16 protein-coding genes and 1 pseudogene are annotated in these 17,841 nt (G+C 70.7%); 6 read left to right on the top strand and 11 right to left on the bottom strand.

Annotated features, from left to right (window positions below; all coding sequences use genetic code 11):
- The first annotated feature begins 59 nt into the window (after window positions 1–59).
- From pta to pyk, 3 genes are all read left to right on the top strand, one after another.
- On the top strand, window positions 60–2,201 hold the full coding sequence (gene pta, locus ABH940_RS27445) for a phosphate acetyltransferase (RefSeq protein WP_370106443.1): 2,142 nt from the start codon (window positions 60–62) through the stop codon (window positions 2,199–2,201).
- Window positions 2,198–3,409: an acetate kinase gene (locus ABH940_RS27440; RefSeq protein WP_370060840.1), complete on the top strand. Its 1,212-nt coding sequence runs from the start codon at window positions 2,198–2,200 to the stop codon at window positions 3,407–3,409. The genes pta and ABH940_RS27440 overlap by 4 nt, the downstream gene beginning before the upstream one ends.
- Before the next feature lie 74 nt (window positions 3,410–3,483).
- A complete protein-coding gene (gene pyk / locus ABH940_RS27435) occupies window positions 3,484–4,908 on the top strand; it encodes a pyruvate kinase (protein ID WP_370060841.1) in 1,425 nt (474 codons plus the stop codon).
- Window positions 4,909–5,020: 112 nt separating this feature from the next.
- Here pyk and ABH940_RS27430 read toward each other — a convergent pair whose 3' ends face one another.
- The 5 genes from ABH940_RS27430 to ABH940_RS27410 all read right to left on the bottom strand — a co-directional run bounded on the left by ABH940_RS27430 (window position 5,021) and on the right by ABH940_RS27410 (window position 9,964).
- The gene (locus ABH940_RS27430; protein ID WP_370060842.1) at window positions 5,021–5,659 is read right to left on the bottom strand and encodes a spherulation-specific family 4 protein; all 639 of its coding nucleotides are present in this window, start codon (window positions 5,657–5,659) and stop codon (window positions 5,021–5,023) included.
- A 93-nt stretch (window positions 5,660–5,752) separates the two neighbouring features.
- Window positions 5,753–7,114: a hypothetical protein gene (locus ABH940_RS27425; RefSeq protein ID WP_370106442.1), complete on the bottom strand. Its 1,362-nt coding sequence runs from the start codon at window positions 7,112–7,114 to the stop codon at window positions 5,753–5,755.
- Window positions 7,115–7,116: 2 nt separating this feature from the next.
- Window positions 7,117–7,653, bottom strand: a complete 537-nt coding sequence (locus tag ABH940_RS27420) for a DUF6114 domain-containing protein (RefSeq protein WP_370060844.1) — start codon at window positions 7,651–7,653, stop codon at window positions 7,117–7,119.
- Between the two features lie 130 nt (window positions 7,654–7,783).
- Complete coding sequence (locus ABH940_RS27415) at window positions 7,784–8,422, bottom strand: DUF6230 family protein (protein WP_370060845.1); 639 nt, start codon at window positions 8,420–8,422, stop codon at window positions 7,784–7,786.
- Between the two features lie 552 nt (window positions 8,423–8,974).
- Entirely contained in the window at window positions 8,975–9,964 is a 990-nt protein-coding gene (locus ABH940_RS27410; protein ID WP_370106441.1) for a tetratricopeptide repeat protein, read from the bottom strand.
- A 489-nt stretch (window positions 9,965–10,453) separates the two neighbouring features.
- Between ABH940_RS27410 and ABH940_RS27405 the strand changes: the two genes are divergently transcribed.
- Entirely contained in the window at window positions 10,454–11,080 is a 627-nt protein-coding gene (locus tag ABH940_RS27405) for a TetR/AcrR family transcriptional regulator (protein WP_370060847.1), read from the top strand.
- 21 nt (window positions 11,081–11,101) lie between these two features.
- Here the strand turns inward: ABH940_RS27405 and ABH940_RS27400 are convergent, their stop codons facing one another.
- From ABH940_RS27400 to ABH940_RS27385, 4 genes are all read right to left on the bottom strand, one after another.
- Window positions 11,102–12,799: a methylmalonyl-CoA mutase gene (locus ABH940_RS27400; protein WP_370106440.1), complete on the bottom strand. Its 1,698-nt coding sequence runs from the start codon at window positions 12,797–12,799 to the stop codon at window positions 11,102–11,104.
- Window positions 12,800–13,017: 218 nt separating this feature from the next.
- On the bottom strand, window positions 13,018–13,359 hold the full coding sequence (locus ABH940_RS27395) for a DUF3817 domain-containing protein (RefSeq protein ID WP_370060849.1): 342 nt from the start codon (window positions 13,357–13,359) through the stop codon (window positions 13,018–13,020).
- Between the two features lie 153 nt (window positions 13,360–13,512).
- Window positions 13,513–14,094 (bottom strand): MarR family winged helix-turn-helix transcriptional regulator, encoded by a 582-nt coding sequence (locus tag ABH940_RS27390; RefSeq protein ID WP_370060850.1) that lies wholly within the window; start codon window positions 14,092–14,094, stop codon window positions 13,513–13,515.
- 43 nt (window positions 14,095–14,137) lie between these two features.
- Window positions 14,138–14,446, bottom strand: coding sequence for a DUF3817 domain-containing protein (locus ABH940_RS27385; protein ID WP_370060851.1), 309 nt, complete (start codon window positions 14,444–14,446; stop codon window positions 14,138–14,140).
- Between the two features lie 106 nt (window positions 14,447–14,552).
- On the opposite strand from ABH940_RS27385, the pseudogene ABH940_RS27380 reads away from it, so the two are divergent.
- Window positions 14,553–15,302: pseudogene (locus ABH940_RS27380) on the top strand (DUF2127 domain-containing protein); the annotation flags it as partial.
- Between the two features lie 184 nt (window positions 15,303–15,486).
- The gene (locus ABH940_RS27375; protein WP_370060852.1) at window positions 15,487–16,017 is read left to right on the top strand and encodes a MarR family winged helix-turn-helix transcriptional regulator; all 531 of its coding nucleotides are present in this window, start codon (window positions 15,487–15,489) and stop codon (window positions 16,015–16,017) included.
- 6 nt (window positions 16,018–16,023) lie between these two features.
- On the opposite strand, the gene ABH940_RS27370 is transcribed toward ABH940_RS27375, so the two are convergent.
- Both ABH940_RS27370 and ABH940_RS27365 read right to left on the bottom strand, forming a co-directional pair.
- Window positions 16,024–17,028 (bottom strand): LysR family transcriptional regulator, encoded by a 1,005-nt coding sequence (locus tag ABH940_RS27370; protein WP_370060853.1) that lies wholly within the window; start codon window positions 17,026–17,028, stop codon window positions 16,024–16,026.
- A gap of 106 nt (window positions 17,029–17,134) precedes the next feature.
- Window positions 17,135–17,785, bottom strand: a complete 651-nt coding sequence (locus ABH940_RS27365) for a DUF3592 domain-containing protein (protein WP_370106439.1) — start codon at window positions 17,783–17,785, stop codon at window positions 17,135–17,137.
- Window positions 17,786–17,841 lie beyond the last annotated feature (56 nt).

The following is a 17,841-nucleotide window of genomic DNA, read 5'->3' as shown; positions in this document are numbered from 1 at the left end:
CGAGCTGCTGGAGCGAACTGCTGTTGAACGAACGAGAAGAACGCGATCGGAGTGCGTCGGTGGCCCGCAGCGTCTACGTGACCGGGATCGGCAGAGGGGACGGCCGTCAGGTCGTGGAGCTGGGCGTGATGGAGCTGCTCACCCGGCACGTCGACCGGGTCGGCATCTTCCGGCCGCTGGTGCACTCGTCCACCGATCACGTGGTGGAGCTGCTGCGCGGGCGCTACCGGGTCGACCTGCCGCCCGCGTCGATGTACGGGATGAGCTACGACGAGGCCGCCGCGATCCTCGCCGAACGCGGCCAGGAGGAGCTCGTCGGGCAGCTGGTCGACCGGTTCCGGGCGGTCGAGCGGGACTGCGAGGCGGTGCTGGTCCTCGGCACCGACTACGCCTCCACCAGCATCCCCGACGAGCTGGCACTCAACGCGCGCCTGGCCAACGAGTTCGGCGCAGGCGTGCTGGCCGTCGTCGGCGGGCACCGCGAGAGCGCCGACACCGTCGTCAACGAGGTCCGCAACGCCCACCGCTCCTATGCCGACCTGGGCTGCAACATCGTGGCGATGATCGCCAACCGGGTCGCCGGAAGCGACAAGCAGGCTGTCGCGCGCCGCCTCGCGGTACGGCCCGACGTGCCGGTCTACGTGATCCCCGACGACCCGGCGCTGTCCGCGCCGACGGTCACCCAGGTGGCCGAGGCCACCCGCGCCGAGGTGCTGCTCGGCGACGCGGCAGGCCTGGCCCGCGACGTGCGCGGCTTCGTCTTCGGCGGCGCCATGCTGCCGACCTTCCTGGACGCGATGACCGACGGCTGCCTGGTGATCACCCCCGGGGACCGTGCCGACCTGCTGATCGGCTCCCTCGCCGCGCACGCCGCCGGTGCGCCGCCGATCTCCGGCGTGCTGATGACGCTGGGCGAGAACCCCGGCCCCAACGTGATGAACCTGGCCGCCCGGCTGGCCCCCGGCACGCCGGTGCTCTCCGTCAAGGAGGGCAGCTACCCGACCGCGATGAACCTCTCCACCTTGGAGGGCCGCCTCACCGCCGTCAGTCCGCGCAAGGCGGAGACCGCCCTGGGCCTCTTCGAACTCCACGTCGACGCCGCCGAATTGACGGACCGTATCGAGCTGATCCGGTCCGAACGGGTCACCCCGATGATGTTCGAGCACGAGCTGCTGGAGCGCGCCCGCGGCGCCGCGCTGCGCGACATCGTGCTGCCCGAGGGCGCCGAGGAACGGGTGCTGCGCGCGGCCGAGGTGCTGCTGCGCCGCAACGTCTGCCATCTGACCCTGCTCGGCAGCGAGGACACGGTCCGCCGCAAGGTCGCCGAGCTGGGCCTGAACATCACCTTCGACGCCGAACCCGCCCCCGGCCGGGCCCGCGCGCGGATCATCGATCCGGCCACCTCGCCGCTGCGCGACCGCTTCGCCGAGGTCTACGCGGAGCTGCGCCGGCACAAGGGCATGACGGTCGAACTGGCCCTGGACGTGGTCAGTGACGTCTCCTACTTCGGCACGCTGATGGTCAAGGAGGGCCTGGCCGACGGGATGGTCAGCGGCGCGGTGCACTCCACCGCCGCGACGATCCGCCCGGCCTTCGAGGTGATCAAGACCTCGCCGGAGGCGAAGATCGTCTCCTCGGTCTTCTTCATGTGCCTGGCCGACAAGGTCCTGGTCTACGGCGACTGCGCGGTCAACCCGGATCCGGACGCGGAGCAGCTGGCCGACATCGCCCTTCAGTCCGCGGAGACCGCCGCCCGCTTCGGCGTCACGCCGCGGGTGGCGATGCTCTCCTACTCCACCGGCACCTCCGGCTCGGGCGTGGACGTGGACAAGGTCCGCAAGGCCACCGAGCTGGTCCGCGGGCTGCGCCCGGAGCTCAAGGTCGAGGGACCGATCCAGTACGACGCGGCGGTCGAGCCGTCGGTCGCGGCGACCAAGCTCCCGGGCTCGGAGGTGGCCGGTCAGGCGACCGTGCTGATCTTCCCGGACCTCAACACCGGCAACAACACCTACAAGGCCGTCCAGCGCTCGGCGGGCGCGGTCGCGGTCGGCCCGGTGCTCCAGGGTCTGCGCAAGCCGGTCAACGACCTCTCGCGTGGCGCGCTGGTCCAGGACATCGTCAACACGGTGGCCATCACGGCGATCCAGGCCCAGCAGGCGGCAGCCATGCAGAGCACTCAGCCCGAGGAGAACGGCAAGTGAGCGACGCGACCCGGGTGCTGGTGCTCAACTCCGGCTCCTCGTCGGTGAAGTACCAGCTCATCGACATGGCCGACGGAGCGCGGCTGGCCTCCGGCCTGGTGGAGCGGATCGGCGAGGGCCAGGGCCGGATCACACACGAACCGTCCACCGGCCCGCAGCGGGACCGGTACGAGCCGTTCCCCGACCACACCGCCGCGCTGTCCGCCGTCGCGGACGAACTCGCCGCCGACCAGATGGGGCTGGACTCGCCGCACCTGGCCGCGATCGGCCACCGCGCGGTCCACGGCGGCACCAGGTTCACCGAGCCGACGCTGATCACCGACGAGGTCGTCGACGGCCTGCGCGAGCTGGTCCCGCTGGCGCCGCTGCACAACCCGGCCAACATCACCGGCATCGAGGTGGCCCGCAAACTTCGTCCCGACCTGCCGCAGGTGGCCGTCTTCGACACCGCCTTCCACGCCACCATGCCGGAGTACGCGGCCCGTTACGCGATCGACAAGGCCACTGCCGACGCCCACCAGGTGCGCCGCTACGGCTTCCACGGCACCTCGCACCAGTACGTCTCCCGCCGCACCGCCCAGCTGCTGGGCAAGACGCCGGAGGCGGTCAACGTGATCGTGCTGCACCTGGGCAACGGCGCGAGCGCCTCCGCCGTGGCGGGCGGACGCTGCGTGGACACCTCGATGGGCCTGACCCCGCTGGAGGGCCTGGTCATGGGCACCCGCTCGGGCGACCTGGATCCGGCGATCCTGCTGCACCTGAACCGGGTCGGCGGAATGTCCGTGGACGAGATCGACTCCCTGCTCAACCGCCGCAGCGGTCTGCTCGGTCTCTGCGGCGACAACGACATGCGCGAGATCGGCCGCCGGATGGGAGAGGGAGATCCGGAGGCACAGCTGGCCTTCGACGTCTACATCCACCGGCTGCGTAAATACATCGGCGCGTACTACGCGGTTCTGGGCCGGGTGGACGCCATCGTGTTCACCGCCGGGGTGGGCGAGAACTCCGCCGCGGTCCGCGAGGCGTCTCTCGCGGGCATGGACGCGATGGGCATCGCGCTCGACGCGGTGCGCAACGCGGTGCGCGGCAGCACGCCCCGGCTGATCTCCGCGGACTCCTCGCGGGTCGCCGTCGCGGTGGTGCCGACCGACGAAGAACTGGAAATCGCGCAGCAGACCTTCGCGGTGGTCCGCCGTACTGCGGAGTAACGCCCGTACTACGGAGTAACGCCGCCGAATTGCGGGGGAATACACCCGAAAGGTATGCCGATAAGATGAGCCATATGCGCCGAGCCAAGATCGTTTGTACTCTGGGTCCCGCGACGGACGGATTCGAACAGCTGAAGTCGCTGATCGAAGCCGGAATGAACGTCGCTCGTCTGAATATGAGCCACGGCAGCCACGCCGAGCACGAGCACCGCTATGCCAACGTGCGCGCCGCCGCCGAGGCTTCCGGCCGTGCCGTGGGCGTCCTTGCCGACCTGCAGGGCCCCAAGATCCGTCTCGCCACCTTCGCCGACGGTCCGGTGACCGTCGAGAACGGCGACACGTTCACCATCACCACCGAGGACGTCCCCGGTGACCAGCACATCTGCGGCACGACCTACAAGGGCCTGCCGGGCGACGTGAAGCCGGGCGACCCGGTGCTCATCAACGACGGAGTCGTCGCCCTGGAGGTCGTCAGCGTCGACGGCCCCCGCGTGGTGACCCGAGTGGTCGAGGGCGGGGTGCTCTCGAACAACAAGGGCATCAACCTGCCCGGCGCGGCGGTCAACGTCCCCGCGCTCTCCGAGAAGGACAAGGACGACCTGCGTTTCTCACTCCGGATGGGCGTCGACATGGTCGCGCTCTCCTTCGTGCGCAACGCCGCGGACATCGAGGACGTCCACGCGGTCATGGACGAGGTGGGACGTCGCGTCCCGGTCATCGCCAAGATCGAGAAGCCGCAGGCCGTCGACGCCATGGAAGAGATCGTCATGGCCTTCGACGCGGTCATGGTCGCCCGCGGCGACCTGGCCGTGGAGTACCCGCTGGAGAAGGTGCCGCTGGTGCAGAAGCGCCTGGTCACCCTCTGCCGCCGGAACGCCAAGCCGGTCATCGTCGCCACCCAGATGATGGAGTCGATGATCACCGCGTCCCGCCCGACCCGCGCCGAGGCGTCCGACGTCGCCAACGCGATCCTCGACGGCGCGGACGCGGTCATGCTCTCCGCGGAGTCCTCGGTCGGCAAGTACCCGATCGAGACCGTGCAGACCATGGCCAGGATCGTCGAGGCCGCCGAGGGCGAGCTGCTCTCGCAGGGCCTGCAGCCGCTCAACCCGGGCCGCAAGCCGCGCACCCAGGGCGGTTCGGTCGCCCGCGCCGCGTGCGAGCTGGGCGACTTCCTCAACGCCAAGGCGCTGGTGGCCTTCACCAAGTCCGGTGACACCGCCCGCCGCCTGTCCCGCTACCGCTCGCCGATCCCGGTGCTGGCGTTCACCCCGGACGCCTCCACCCGCAACCAGCTCACCCTGAGCTGGGGCGTGGAGACCTACGTGCTGCCGCAGGCGCCGAACACCGACGCCATGGTCGACCAGGTCGACGGCGCGATCCTGGCGCAGGGCAAGTACAGCAAGGGCGACACCGTGATCATCACGGCCGGCTCCCCGCCCGGCATCGTCGGCACCACCAACATGGTCCGCGTGCACCACCTGAGCACCGGCGACTGACGCCCGCCCCGGCTGGAGCTGGACGACCACGACCTGACGGCCCCTCGGCCCGTCCCGCACCCGCGGGCGCGGAACGGGGGGCCGTGCGGTCTGCCGACCCTCCGGGCCCCGGCTACCGCGCGTCCAACGGCCCCGGCACGGCCCAGGGGTTCGGCAGGGTGCCGGGGGTGGCATAGCCGTGGACGGGGGCGCCCGGCGGGGCCGCGTGGACGAGATGGCAGTCGCGGGCGGGGTCGAAGTCCCGGCTGAGCTCCGGGAGGCGCTGGTAGGTGTCCCAGGAGCCCTCGAAGGTGACCACCAGGTCCGCCAGGTCGTGGTAAGCCCAGTGGACGCGGGTGCCGGGATTGAGGGCGAGGAAGCTCGCGCCGAGAGAGCGGGCGGCGACGGTCAGGCGGGCGTAGTACGGCACTCCGTCCGGGCCCGGGAGGGTCTGGTCCAGGAAGACGCCGTCGACGTCGTACCAGGCGCGGTGGCGCTCGACCTCGGCGACCACCTCGCCGTGCGGGCGGCGGCCGTAGTCGGTGTCGACGTAGCCGAGCACCCGGGTCTCCCGCAGCCCGGCGCGGGCCTCCGCGTAGGCGGGGTCGGGGACGTCCCCCGGACCGCTGGCCGGGTTGAGGACGACGGCCATCAGCCGTGGCGCGGCCCGGCACAATGCGGCCCAGGCGTCCGGCTCGACGGCGGGGTGGAAGTAGGCGGGGACCAGGATCCGGGGTGCTCTGCTGCCTGAAAGGCATATCGCGTCGCTCATGCCAGGACCAACGAGCCCGCCGCACGACAGGAAACCCCCGCTACCGCCGGCCGACGGTACGGGGGTTCCGGTGAGACAAGAGCCTCGGAAGGCTCAACTGCCGCCGAGCGGCGTGTAGTACAGGTGCATGCCCGGGATGGTCAGGTTGCCGCCGAACTGGCCCGCCTGAATCGCCGTCATGTTGCCCAGCTCCAGCTGCAGCGGGATCGGCACGGAGCCGATCAGGTTGTACAGCCACTGCGGCAGGGTGTCCGGGGTGAGGTCGATGCTGATGTTGAGGATGCCCAGCGGGATGCCCTCGGCCGCCAGGATGGTGCCCTTGAGCTCCTTGACGTACATGGTCACCAGGCCACCGCGCTCCGTCGAGGTGGTGCCCGGTCCGCCCTTGACGTGGACCTCCTGGCCGCGCTGGTTGGCGGACATGTCCAGGTCGCCGATGTTGACCGCGTCGGCGGTGAACTTGAGCACGCGCTCGGTGCTGCCGTCCGCCAGCTGGATGGTGACCACACCGTGGAACTCGGTGTTGATCAGCTTCAGGTCGGACGAGTGCAGCGTCCACGGATCCACCGGCATGGTGCCGGCCGCCAGCTGCGAGGTGACCGAGGTGTCCAGCGGGGCAGCCAGGTGGCTGATGTCGCAGAGCTTGTTCGCGGTCGAGGTGCCGGACGCGGAACTGCTCGACGCGGAGCTGCTCGGCGTCGCGGACGGTGTCGGCGTCGAGGGCGCGGCCTTCGGCGTCACCGCCGCCGTGGCCGCGTGGGTCAGCGCGCTGACCGGCGAGGTCGCCGAGGCGACCGCGTGCGGTACGGCGGCCGTCGCCGCGTGCACCGCCGACGACGCACTGGCCGAGGGCGAGGCCGAGGCCGACGGGGTCGCGGACGACGTGGTCCCGTGGCTGCTCGACGTGGTGCTGTCGAGGCCGAGAAGCCCGCCCAGGCCGCCGAGCAGGCCGCCGAGGCCGCCCGACGAGCTCTGCGAAGGACTCGGCGAGGGCGTGGCCGAGGCCGACGGCGTCGCCGGGGTGGAACTCCCCTGCGAGGGCACGGAAGTGCCGCCACCGGCCGTGTGGGCGGACGGCGTCCCGGAGGTCGCCGTGGGCTTCGGGGCGGCCTTGGACTTGGCCGCTGACGGGCTGTGCGTGGTCTTGGTCGGGCTCGGCGTCGCGGACGGCGTGGCGGTGGCACCCGTCCCGGTGCCCGGCGCGCCCTTGGTGCAGTCGGCGCCGGTCGGCCCGGGCACCGCGTCCTGGACCGTGGGCGCGGCCTTCGGCTGGGCGTTGTTGTCCGCGGCGAACGCCAGCTTCGGCGCCAGCGTGCCCATCAGCAGGGCCGTCGGCATGGCTGTCAGCGCGATCGCCCGGCCGACGGGACGCTTGATGCGACCGCGCACGGTGAGGCGGGGAGCAGCGTGCCGACCGGAGGTCCGGTCGGGCGGCTGCTCGTTCTCAGTCGACACTCTTAGCTCTCCTCCTGCGCGTCCGGCGCGCCCTGCGGCTCGGCGGGCGAGGCCGTGTATGCCTGGGCAGTCGGGGCCTCCTGCATCCCGCCGACCTGCTGACCGGCCGCGTGTGCGCCACCCGGCTTCGGCTCCTTGAGCGGAGCCCAGGAGCAGATCAGGGCACCGCCGACGATGCCGAGGATCAGCCCCATGCCGAAGCCGCCCATGTTGGAGATGGGCAGGGCGACCAGGCTCAGCACGATCGCGGCGATGCCGGCGAAGATGCGGATCAGCGGCTGGAACCAGACGGAGATACCAAGGGCGGCCAGCAACAGACCGATCACCGCGGAGCCTGCGCCCGCGGTGGTGGCCATGTGGATCCGCAGCGCGCCCAGGCTCAGCGTGGCGTACGGGAAGTAGAGGATCGGCCCCGCGGCGAGAAGGACCAGCAGACCACCCCAGAACGGGCGGGTACGGCGCCAGGTACGGAAGGAAAGGCGGTACTTGTTGAATCCGCCGATCGGATCGGGCTGCGCCTGCGTAGTCGCGCTGGTCACGTGGCAGCTCCCAGGGGATGTACGGGATTGGTGGAGACGGGGGCGGGGAAGGAGGGGACCTCCCTCCCCGCCGCGCGGCCGACCGTCACCGGTCGACCGGAAACCTCATGACGTCCGAGGTACGGGTCCGTCAGAAGCAGGCGTTGCTGCCCTTGGCGAGGTTGAGGTGCATGCCGTTCAGCGAGAAGGTGCCGGCCGAGGTGGCCCACGCCGTCTGCTTCACGTTGGTGAGCGTCGCCGAGTCGGCCTGCTGGGCGAAGCTGCCCGCGAAGCCCTGCTGCTGCTGCGTGGTCGAGTCGATCGGACCCTTGGTGACCGCACCGCCTGCAACACCGATGTCGAGGTTGTTGAAGGTCGCAGTGGTGGCCTGCAGGTCCGTCATGTCGATGAAGAGCTTCGACGCCTGGACCGGAGTGCCACCGCCACCGGCGGTGATCTTGAGCGTGTAGTCGCCGAGCACCGGGATCGGTACATCGACGGACTGGCACAGGTCGGTGATGGTCGCGCTGTTGAAGCCGGAGACCGCAACCGGAAGCGGAGCCTTCGAACCGTCCTTGGTGGAGACGACGGTGTCGACGGTGCCGTACTGGCTGAAGCCCTGGCCCTGGAGCTGGCCGGCACTGACCTTGAAGGACGCACCGGAGACATCGAAGGACGCGGCGAGCGCGCCCTGGGCGATGCTGACGCCGACGGCCGCGGTGGCAGCCAGCGTCGGGACCATGACGACGGCGAACCGCTTCCAGCGGGTCTTGCCGAAGGTCTGGGACATGAGTCGAGATCCTCCTTCTCGGACGTACACCTCCCGGCCCGCCCGCTGGGGTCGGGGCCGGAGATGGGGAGAAGAACTACGTCCTCGGGAGGTGGGAACACCCCCGAGCGACAACCACACGAGCGCACCGGGGGGCGCGCCCGTCATTGAGTGCAGGCTTCGACCTGTTGACCGAAGACCCCCCTGCCCTCCGGGTGCCGGCGAACCGCCACCCCGCCCGGTGGGGATTCCAACGCACCACCCCCGACCGGCCGCCGGGTGGATGGAGCAATGGACCGAGCGTGCTAGATCGTGGTCCATGTGCGCCCGCTGCACAAGTAGTTCATTACCGAGGAGTAAGGAGTGCGTGAACCTCTGCGGGCCGTGTTTAAGCCCGGCACTGACACAGGGTGACCGGAATCTTTCAACCCTCCCGGTCAACCCGCAGGAAAACCGGGCACACATGGCAAAGGCAGCCACTCAGAGTGACCACCTCGCCGAAGTATCAAGATTTGATAAAGCTGATGCACGTGTCGACAGATCATCACAACACGCGCACAAACGTGACACCCGTCAGAAGAGCTTGCGTGCCAGTGCGCTCCGCGCCTTCACCACTCGCGCATCATCCGCACCGATGACCTCGAACAGCCCCAGCAGATGCGTACGCACCCGGTCCCGATCTTCACCGGCCGTGCGACCGACGGTGTCGACCAGGCGACCGAAGGCGTCCTCGACATGACCGCCGACCAGATCCAGGTCGGCAGCGGTGATCTGCGCGGCCACGTCGCCGGGCTTCTCGGCGGCGTCGCGGCGGACGGCGGCCGGGTCGAGACCCTGGACCCGCTGCAGCAGCTCGGCCTGGGCCAGGCCCAGCTTCGCCTCCTGGTTGGCGGGCTGGTCGGCGAGGATGTTGCGGTAGGCCTGGATGGCGCCGCCCAGGTCGCCCTGGTCCAGCGCCTCGTGGGCCAGCGCCAGCGCCGGGTCCTGCGGCGGTTCGGCGGCTGCGCCGTCGGCGCCCGCGGCGCCGGGCTCGCCCTTGCCGCTGCGGCTGCCCGGCTCGCCGGCGATGCCGAAGCGCTCCGCGGCCTCCTTGATCAGCTGGTCCAGCAGCGGACGGATCTCCTCGACCATCGCCGGGCCCTCGAAGAGCGGGATCAGCTGGCCCGCGACCACCACCAGCACGGTGGGCAGGTCCCGCAGTTGCAGCTGCTGCGCCAGCCGCTGGGCGTCCCGAACGTTGACCTCGGCCAGCACGAAGCGGCCGTCGTACTCCTCGGCCAGCGCCTCCATGATCGGGACCTGCTGCTCGGCCGGGCCGTAGCCGTCGGCCCAGAACAGCAGCAGCACCGGGACCTCGGCGGACAGCGGGACCACCTGGGCCTCGAAGTCGGCTTCGGTGACGGAGAAGATCAGCGGCTCTGTGGCGGCGTCGAGCTCGCCCGCCTCGGCCTTGCGTGCGCGCTCGGCGCGCATCTGCTCCGCCTTGGCCGCGGCGTCGGCCGCCGCCTTGACCGCGGCGAGGTCGACCGCGCCACGCAGGGACATGTTGTTTCCTGGCTGCATGGGCCTATCCTCCCCCGTCTGCGAGGCCGTTCGCACCAACACCTGCAAGAAGACCACTCGCGGGGAGCCGCGAGTCACCACAGGGGGCGCAGACAGGCAGCCCCCTGGAAAGCGCCGACAAGCCCCCGGACGCCCGCGAGGAGCGTCGCGCACCGGGTCTCCTCCGCCCTGCGGAGCGCAGTGCGTGGGAGTACGGTGCGTCAGAAGGGGCAGAAGCCCCGGTGTTTCACGTTCGATGTGCGCGGATCCCCATCCGCGCGGCAGCGTGGTTGTCGCTCTTTCGCTACGAGTCGTAGCGTATATCGTGCCGAGGGCGGCGCGCAGCAGACACGACGTGAGCTGTGCCACTTCTGCTGCACCGACCCTGCGCAGTTCCGGGTACCGGCAAGTAACCTGCGATACCCACCCGCCCCTCCGACCCGGGACAGCCGTCCCACCCGATCGCCAGACCGCACCAGACCGCGCCAGATCCACCGCGAGGAGCCCGCCGTGACCGCAACCGACGGGCCCCGGAAAGGTCGGCCGCGCAGCGCCGACGCGGACAGCGCGATACTCGCGGCCACCCGCGAGGCGCTGGCCGAGCTCGGCTGGGGCGGCCTGACCATGGGCGACGTGGCGGTCCGGGCCGGGGTCGCCAAGACGACGCTCTACCGCCGGTGGCCGTCGAAGAACGAACTCGTCGTCGCCGCCGTCGCGGACCAGCTGGACGAGTTGGAGATGCCCGACCTCGGCAGCCTGCGGGCCGACATCGAGGCCGTCGTCGCCCAGTTCGCCGCACTGCTCTCCGCCCCGGAGACCCAGGCGGCACTGCTCGCCCTCTTCGCCGAGGCCACCCGCGACCCCCTGCTGCGGGCCCGCGTCCGCGAGGCGATCATCGAGCCGCAGAAACGTCTCGTCCACCTCGGCCGCGCGGCGGCCCAGGACCGCGGCGAACTCGCCGCGGACGACTGCGCGGTCGCGGCGCAGGAGGACGTGGACATCATCTTCGACACCGTCGCGGGCACCGTGGTCCACCGCATGCTGGTCAGCGGCGAACCCGCCTCCCCGGAGTGGATCAGCCGCTTCACCAGCCTGCTGCTCCACCCGCTGGCCGAGATCGCGGCCTCGCGCGACTGACGCGCCGTCACTCCCCCTGCCTCAGAAGCCGGCGGGCTCCACGTAGACGCCCCACTCGTCGCGCAGCGCGTCGCAGATCTCGCCCAGCGTCGCCTCGGCTCGGACGGCCTGGAGCATCGGCGGGACCATGTTCTCGCCGGAGCGGGCTGCGGCGATCATCGCCGTCAGGCCGGCCTTGACGGCCGCCTCGTCCCGGGCCGCCCTGCGGTCGGCGAGGACCCGGACCTGCTCGCGCTCGACCTCGTGGCTGACCCGGAGAATCGTCAGCGGCGGAGTGACGCTGCCGGTGTGGCAGTTGACGCCGACGACGCGCTTGTCGCCCTTCTCCAGCGCGACCTGGTACTGGAAGGCGGCCTCGGCGATCTCGCCGGTGAACCAGCCGTTCTCGATGCCGCGCAGGATGCCGGCCGTCATCGGACCGATCGGGTGCTCCTGGCCGGAACCGGCGGCGCCCATCTCCAGGATCTTCTGGAAGATCGCCTCGGCCTGTGCCTCGATCCGGTCGGTCAGCGCCTCGACGTACCAGGAACCGCCCAGCGGGTCCGCGACGTTGGCGACGCCGGTCTCCTCCATCAGCACCTGCTGGGTGCGCAGCGCGATCTCCGCCGCCTGCTCGCTCGGCAGTGCGAGGGTCTCGTCCAGCGCGTTGGTGTGCAGCGAGTTGGTGCCGCCCAGCACGGCGGAGAGCGCCTCGACCGCCGTGCGGACCACGTTGTTGTACGGCTGCTGCGCGGTCAGCGAGACACCCGCCGTCTGGGTGTGGAAGCGCAGCCACTGCGCCTTCTCGGTCGTGGCGCCGTAGACGTCGCGCAGCCGCTTGGCCCAGATCCGGCGCGCGGCGCGGAACTTGGCGATCTCCTCGAAGAAGTCCAGGTGCGCGTCGAAGAAGAAGGAGAGGCCCGGCGCGAAGACGTCCACGTCCAGCCCGCGCGAGAGGCCCAGCTCGACGTAGGCGAAGCCGTCGGCCAGCGTGAAGGCCAGCTCCTGCGCGGCCGTCGAGCCCGCCTCGCGGATGTGGTAGCCGGAGACCGAAAGCGGCTTGTACGCCGGGATGTTGACGGCGCAGTACGCCATCAGGTCGCCGATCAGGCGCAGGTGCGGCTCGGGGGCGAAGAGCCACTCCTTCTGCGCGATGTACTCCTTGAAGATGTCCGTCTGCAGCGTGCCGTTGAGGACGCCCGGGTCGACGCCCTGACGCTCGGCGGCGACCAGGTACATGCAGAAGACCGGGACGGCCGGGCCGGAGATCGTCATCGAGGTGGTGACGTCCGCCAGCGGCAGACCCCGGAAGAGCACCTCCATGTCGGCGGCCGAGTCGATGGCGACGCCGCAGTGGCCGACCTCGCCGAGCGAGCGTGGGTCGTCGGAGTCGCGGCCCATCAGCGTCGGCATGTCGAAGGCGACGGAGAGGCCGCCGCCGCCCGCGTCGAGGATCATCCGGTAGCGCTCGTTGGTCTGCTCGGCGTTGCCGAAGCCCGCGAACTGGCGGATGGTCCAGGTCCGGCCGCGGTAGCCGGTCGGGTAGAGGCCGCGGGTGTAGGGGAACTCGCCGGGCCAGCCGATCCGCTCGAAGCCCGGGTACGCGATGTCGTCGGCCGGTCCGTAGACGGGGGCGACCGCGTCGCCGGAGAGAGTGGTGAAGTCCGCGTCACGCTTGTGGGCGCGGTCGTAACGCTGCTGCCACCGCTCGCGTGCGGCTGCGATCTGCTCTGCGTCCATCGGTGCTGGCCCTCACCTTCGGCAGAATCACGTCAGAATGCTCGGACGTCCTACTATCTCCAATTTACTGGGACGTCCAAGTATCTGTCGACACTCCTCGGCCACGCCCGCCGACACGCGAGCGCGCCACGTTCCGGGGTGGGACCGTGGCGCGCTCGGAGGTTCGGGTCTGTCGTGAGATCTCGCTGCGGTGACGCTCGCTGTGGTGACGTCTCGCGTCAGGCGTTGACGAGCTCCGCCTGCTCCTTGGCGGCCAGCTCGGCGTGGATCTCGCGGACGACGCGACGCTCGACGAAGAAGACGGCGGTGGGGACGGTGCCCGCCAGGACCGTCCACGCGATCTTGCTGATCGGCCAGTTGAGCTTGTTGCCGAGCGAGAAGGCGACCACGACGTAGGCCATGTACAGCCAGCCGTGGAAGATGCCGGCGATGACGACGAGTTGCGCGCCCGTCCCAAAGCCGTACTTGAGGATGCAGGCGAGGGTGAGCACGACCAGGCCAACGCCGGTCACGTACGCCAGGACACGGTAGGCCGTGAGCAGGGGGTTGGACTTGTTCATAGCCAGCGAGCGTAGACCCCCGAAAGTGGATCTCCGACACCGCCCCACCCTCCGCGCGGCAAACCGGGTGACGCTACCAGGGGGCACCCAGGAAGGGCGCAGGCGGGGTCCAGGAAGGCCCGGGAGACGGGCCAGGAGCGCCTCGGAAGGGGATCAGACGTGCATGTCGGCAGCGTCCTCGGCGGCCTCGGCGGTCCCTGCGCCCTCGGCATCCGCCGGCCCGGTGCCCTCCTCCTCGAAGTCACCCGCGGCTATCCGCAGCGGGCGCAGCATCTCGAAGAGCTCCTTGCAGCCCTCGGCGTCGTAGCCGACCAGGCCGAAGTCCATCGCCATCAGGTCCCGGGTGGCCCGCTCGACCACGTCGCGGCCCTTGGGCGTGATCGCTGCCAGCACCCCGCGGCCGTCCAGCGGGTTGGGGCGACGGGTGACCAGACCGGCCGCCTCCAGGCGGTCCACGGTGTTGGTCACGCTCGTCGGGTGCACCATCAGGCGCTGGCCGATCTTGGACAGCGGCAGCTCGCCCGCCTTGCTGAAGGTGAGCAGCACCAAGGCCTCGTAGCGGGCGAAGGTCAGCCTGTAGGGCTTGACCACCGCGTCGACCTGGGCCAGCAGGATCTGGTGGGCCCGCATCACCGACGTGATCGCGGCCATCGACGGCACCGCGCCCCAACGCCGCGCCCACAGTTCGTCGGCGCGGGCGATCGGATCGAAGGTGAGGCTCAGCGGCTTCGGCACGGGGACACGTTACCGCCTGGTCAGTCGAGTGCGACCGGCCGTCTCATGCCATGGCCGGAGCGGTCTCCCGCTCCTCGCGGCCGAGCAGACGCTCCGCATAGATCCCGCCAAAGGGGATGACCGAAAGCGCCATGATCCAGACGAACCGGCCGAAGGTCCACCGCTGCTCACGCCAGGCCATCAGCGCGAAGATCGCATAGGCGGTGAAGAGGCAGCCGTGCAGCATGCCGAGCACCGGGACGGCGTTGAAGCTGCTGTTGTACTTGAGGTACGTGCAGATCAGCAGCAGCACGAAGGAGACGCCCTCCGGCATGGAGACCAGGCGCAGGCGGTGGACGGCGGTCGTCTTCACGGGTACCTCTCGGGACTGTCTCAGCTTTGTGCTGACTCTGTACTGGGTGTTCCGTTCAGTATGACCGACCGCCCTTTCTTCTCTTCATGCGGATATTCTCCCCGGCATGACGAGGGACTGGGACCGCCGCCACTGCGCCCGAAAGGGGCACATCACCTACGCGCCGACAGAGCCGGAGCTGCGCGACCGACTGCACGCGCGGACGCCGGTCGGCGAGGTGTGGCGCTGCCTGCGCTGCGGTGACTACACCGTCGGCGCCGTGAACGGCGAGGGCCCGGCGGCCGACGCCCCCTACGTCCCGCGCGGCAAGGCGCTGCGCGACCTCTTCATCCTGCGGTTTCTGGCCGTGGAGCGGCTGCTGCGCGGCGTCTTCATCGTGCTGGCCGCCTGGGCGGTCTGGAAGTTCAGCAACAACCAGAACGCGGTGGCCCAGCTCTTCAACCAGGACCTGACGCTGTTCCGGCCGATCGCCGACCACTTCCACTACGACATCGACCACTCCCCCGTGGTCGACACCATCCAGAAGACCTTCCAGTACAAGCACAACACCCTGCTGATCGCGGCGGGCGCGCTGCTCGCCTACGCGCTGATCGAGATCGTCGAGGGCTTCGGCCTGTGGGTGGCCAAGCGCTGGGCGGAGTACCTGACCGTGGTGGCGACGGCGGCGTTCCTGCCGCTGGAAGCCTACGAACTCACCGAGAAGGTCAGCGGTTTCAAGATCGCGACGCTGGCCCTGAACGTGCTGGCCGTCGTCTACATCCTGCTGGCCAAGCGCCTCTTCGGGCTGCGCGGCGGGGCGGCGAAGTTCGAGGCGGAGCGGCACGGCGCCTCGCTGCTGGAGGTCGAGGCCGCGGCCCACGCGGAGTCACTGCAGCAGTCGCAGCAGCACATCCAGCAGTTGGTGCGCCGGAGCGTCCACCAGAGCACGCCACTCGATCGAGTGGCACCGCAGCCGGAGTCACCCCTTGGCGAGGCCACGGACGAACCGACGACGATCCGTGAGTAGTACGGGTTTCAACTAAATGGCGTATCATCGGGCCATGGACACCACCGCCGCCCCCGTCGCCCTCGCCGAGTCCGACCAGGACCCCACCGAGGCGGCCCACCAGAAGGCCCCGTGGCTCACCGCGGAAGAACAGCGCCTGTGGCGGGCGCACCTGGAGGTGAGCCGTCTCCTGATGTACCAGCTGGAGCGCGAGCTCCAGCCGCACGGGCTGTCGAACAACGACTACACCATTCTCGTCGAACTGTCCGAGGCTCCGCAGCACCGGATGCGGATGACCGACCTCGCGGTCGCCACCCTGCAGTCCAAGAGCCGCCTCTCGCACCAGATCACGCGCATGGAGGCGGCCGGTCTGGTCACCCGCGACAGCTGTCCGGGCGACCGCCGCGGCCTCTACGCCGTCCTCACCGACGCGGGCTGGCAGACGATGCGCCGGATCGCGCCGCAGCATGTGCGCAGCGTGCGCGAGCACTTCATCGACCGCTTCGACGAGGACCAGGTCGCCGCGATGTACGAGGCGCTGGCCCCGGTCGCCGAACACCTCCGCGAGCTGCGCGGGCGGGGCTGAACCGGCTCACTCCGGCCAGCTCGGCCCCTCGCTCGGCCCGTCGCCCGGCCCCTCGCTCGGGTCACGGAGGCGGGTGGAGACCCGGGGCTCGACGCCGGGCAGGCCGCGCTCGGCCAGGTGCTCCGCGGCGCGCAGCACCGCGGCCTGCAACGCCTCCACCGCGGCGTCCGCCGCCGGGACCGGCGTGCTGCCGCCGCTGCGGCGCAGCGTCCGGACCAGGAAGCTTCCCGGGACCGGCAGTTCGGCGATCCGGCCGTGGGTGATCTGTGCGGCGGAGTGCGCGGGCAGGATCGCCGGACCGAGCCCGGCGGCCAGCATGGTGTAGACGGCGAACCGGTGGGTGGCGCGGTGCTCCACCGACGGCTCGATGCCATGCTTCCCGGCGAACCGGCGGAACGCCAGATCCCGCGGTGAACCCTCGGGAGCGCCGACCCACGGCACCCCGGACAGCCCCGCCGGGATCTCCGGCTCCCATCCGTGCGGCAGCACCAGGCGGTACTCGTCCTCGAACATCAGCCGCGCGGTCGCGCCCGGCGGGACCGGGGTCGGGGCCTCGGCGTCGTCCTGGATCACCAGCACGTCGAGCTCGCCCAGCCGTAGCGCCCGCAGCCCGTCCGAGCGCCCCGCCTCGACGAGACGCGGCGTCAGCGCCGGGTGGGACTCGGCGAGCAGGTGCAGCGCGGTGGTCGCGAAGTAGGTGATCGCCGGACCGGGAACCCCGATCGCGACGGGACCGGACACCTGACCGCCGAGCGCCTGCAGCTCCCGCTCGGCGTCGGCCAGCGCATCGCCGATGCGGCCCCCGTACTCCGCCAACAGCCGCCCTGCGGCCGTCAGTTCGGCCCGGCCGCCGCTGCGGTCGACCAGCGGCACCCCGGCTTCCCTCTCCAACCGCTGCAACTGCTGCGACACGGCCGACGGCGTGTGCCCGAGCGCGCGGGAGGCCGCGGCCACGCCTCCGCCTTCGGCGATCTGACGCAGGATCAGCAGACGCTTCGGATCGAGTTCCACACCGCCCATCCTCGCAGGGGCGGCCGGAGTACCCATCAGTCCGGTTGCATCGATCCGGCTGCATCGGTCCGGTTGTATCGGTCCGGTTGTATCGGTCCAGTCCCGTTCAGAGACTCCACCGCATCAGCGCGGCGAAGGACACGCCGACCAGGCCGATCACCACGCCGATCCAAGCAATCCAGTAGGAGCGGTTGACCTGGGCCGGACGCTCGGGATGCGCGGGGTCGATCCGGACGGTCACCCGGCTTCCGTCCGGCCACTTCTGGGCCGCGCCGTCCCGGGAGGAGTACGCGTGCCCGTCGGCGACCCAGTGATAGGTGCACCAGTTCGCGTCGTCCGCGTCCTCGACGCAGCCCGTGACGGTCGCGCTGACCCGGCGCGTGGCGTGGTCGTCCAGCGCGTGCGCGTGGAAGAAGTAGCTGAGGCTGAAGGCGAGCATCGCCGCGCAGCCCCAGAGGAGGATGGTCAACGCCAGAACGCCGACGTAGTCCCCGCGACTCCGGTACGGGTCCCGGCCGAGGACGGCACGGAGCACCTCGGCGAGGAACGCGCCCCCGACGGCCCAGCCGGCCACCGTCCATCCAGCGACGGCCGTAGGAGTACCCCACCCGGCGAACCCGGCCACGGCCAGCGCCACGATCACGGTGGTGGTCGCGAGCCCGCCGGCCACGCGGACGACGAGGTGGGCCGCGCTCACGGCGCGGTCACGCGCCTGTCGGCCGTGGGAGCTGGGGCGTCGGTCCTGAATCGTCGTCACGAACCGAGCGTGTCAGCGCCCCGACGAGACGAACAGCAAGCTCCGCTGGCGCGGGC

The sequence above is a fragment of the Streptacidiphilus sp. BW17 genome, from assembly GCF_041262485.1.
In the GTDB taxonomy this organism is placed as follows: domain Bacteria; phylum Actinomycetota; class Actinomycetes; order Streptomycetales; family Streptomycetaceae; genus Streptacidiphilus.
The sequence above is the reverse complement of the archived record's forward strand: the minus strand, read 5'-3'. Positions and strand labels throughout refer to the sequence as shown.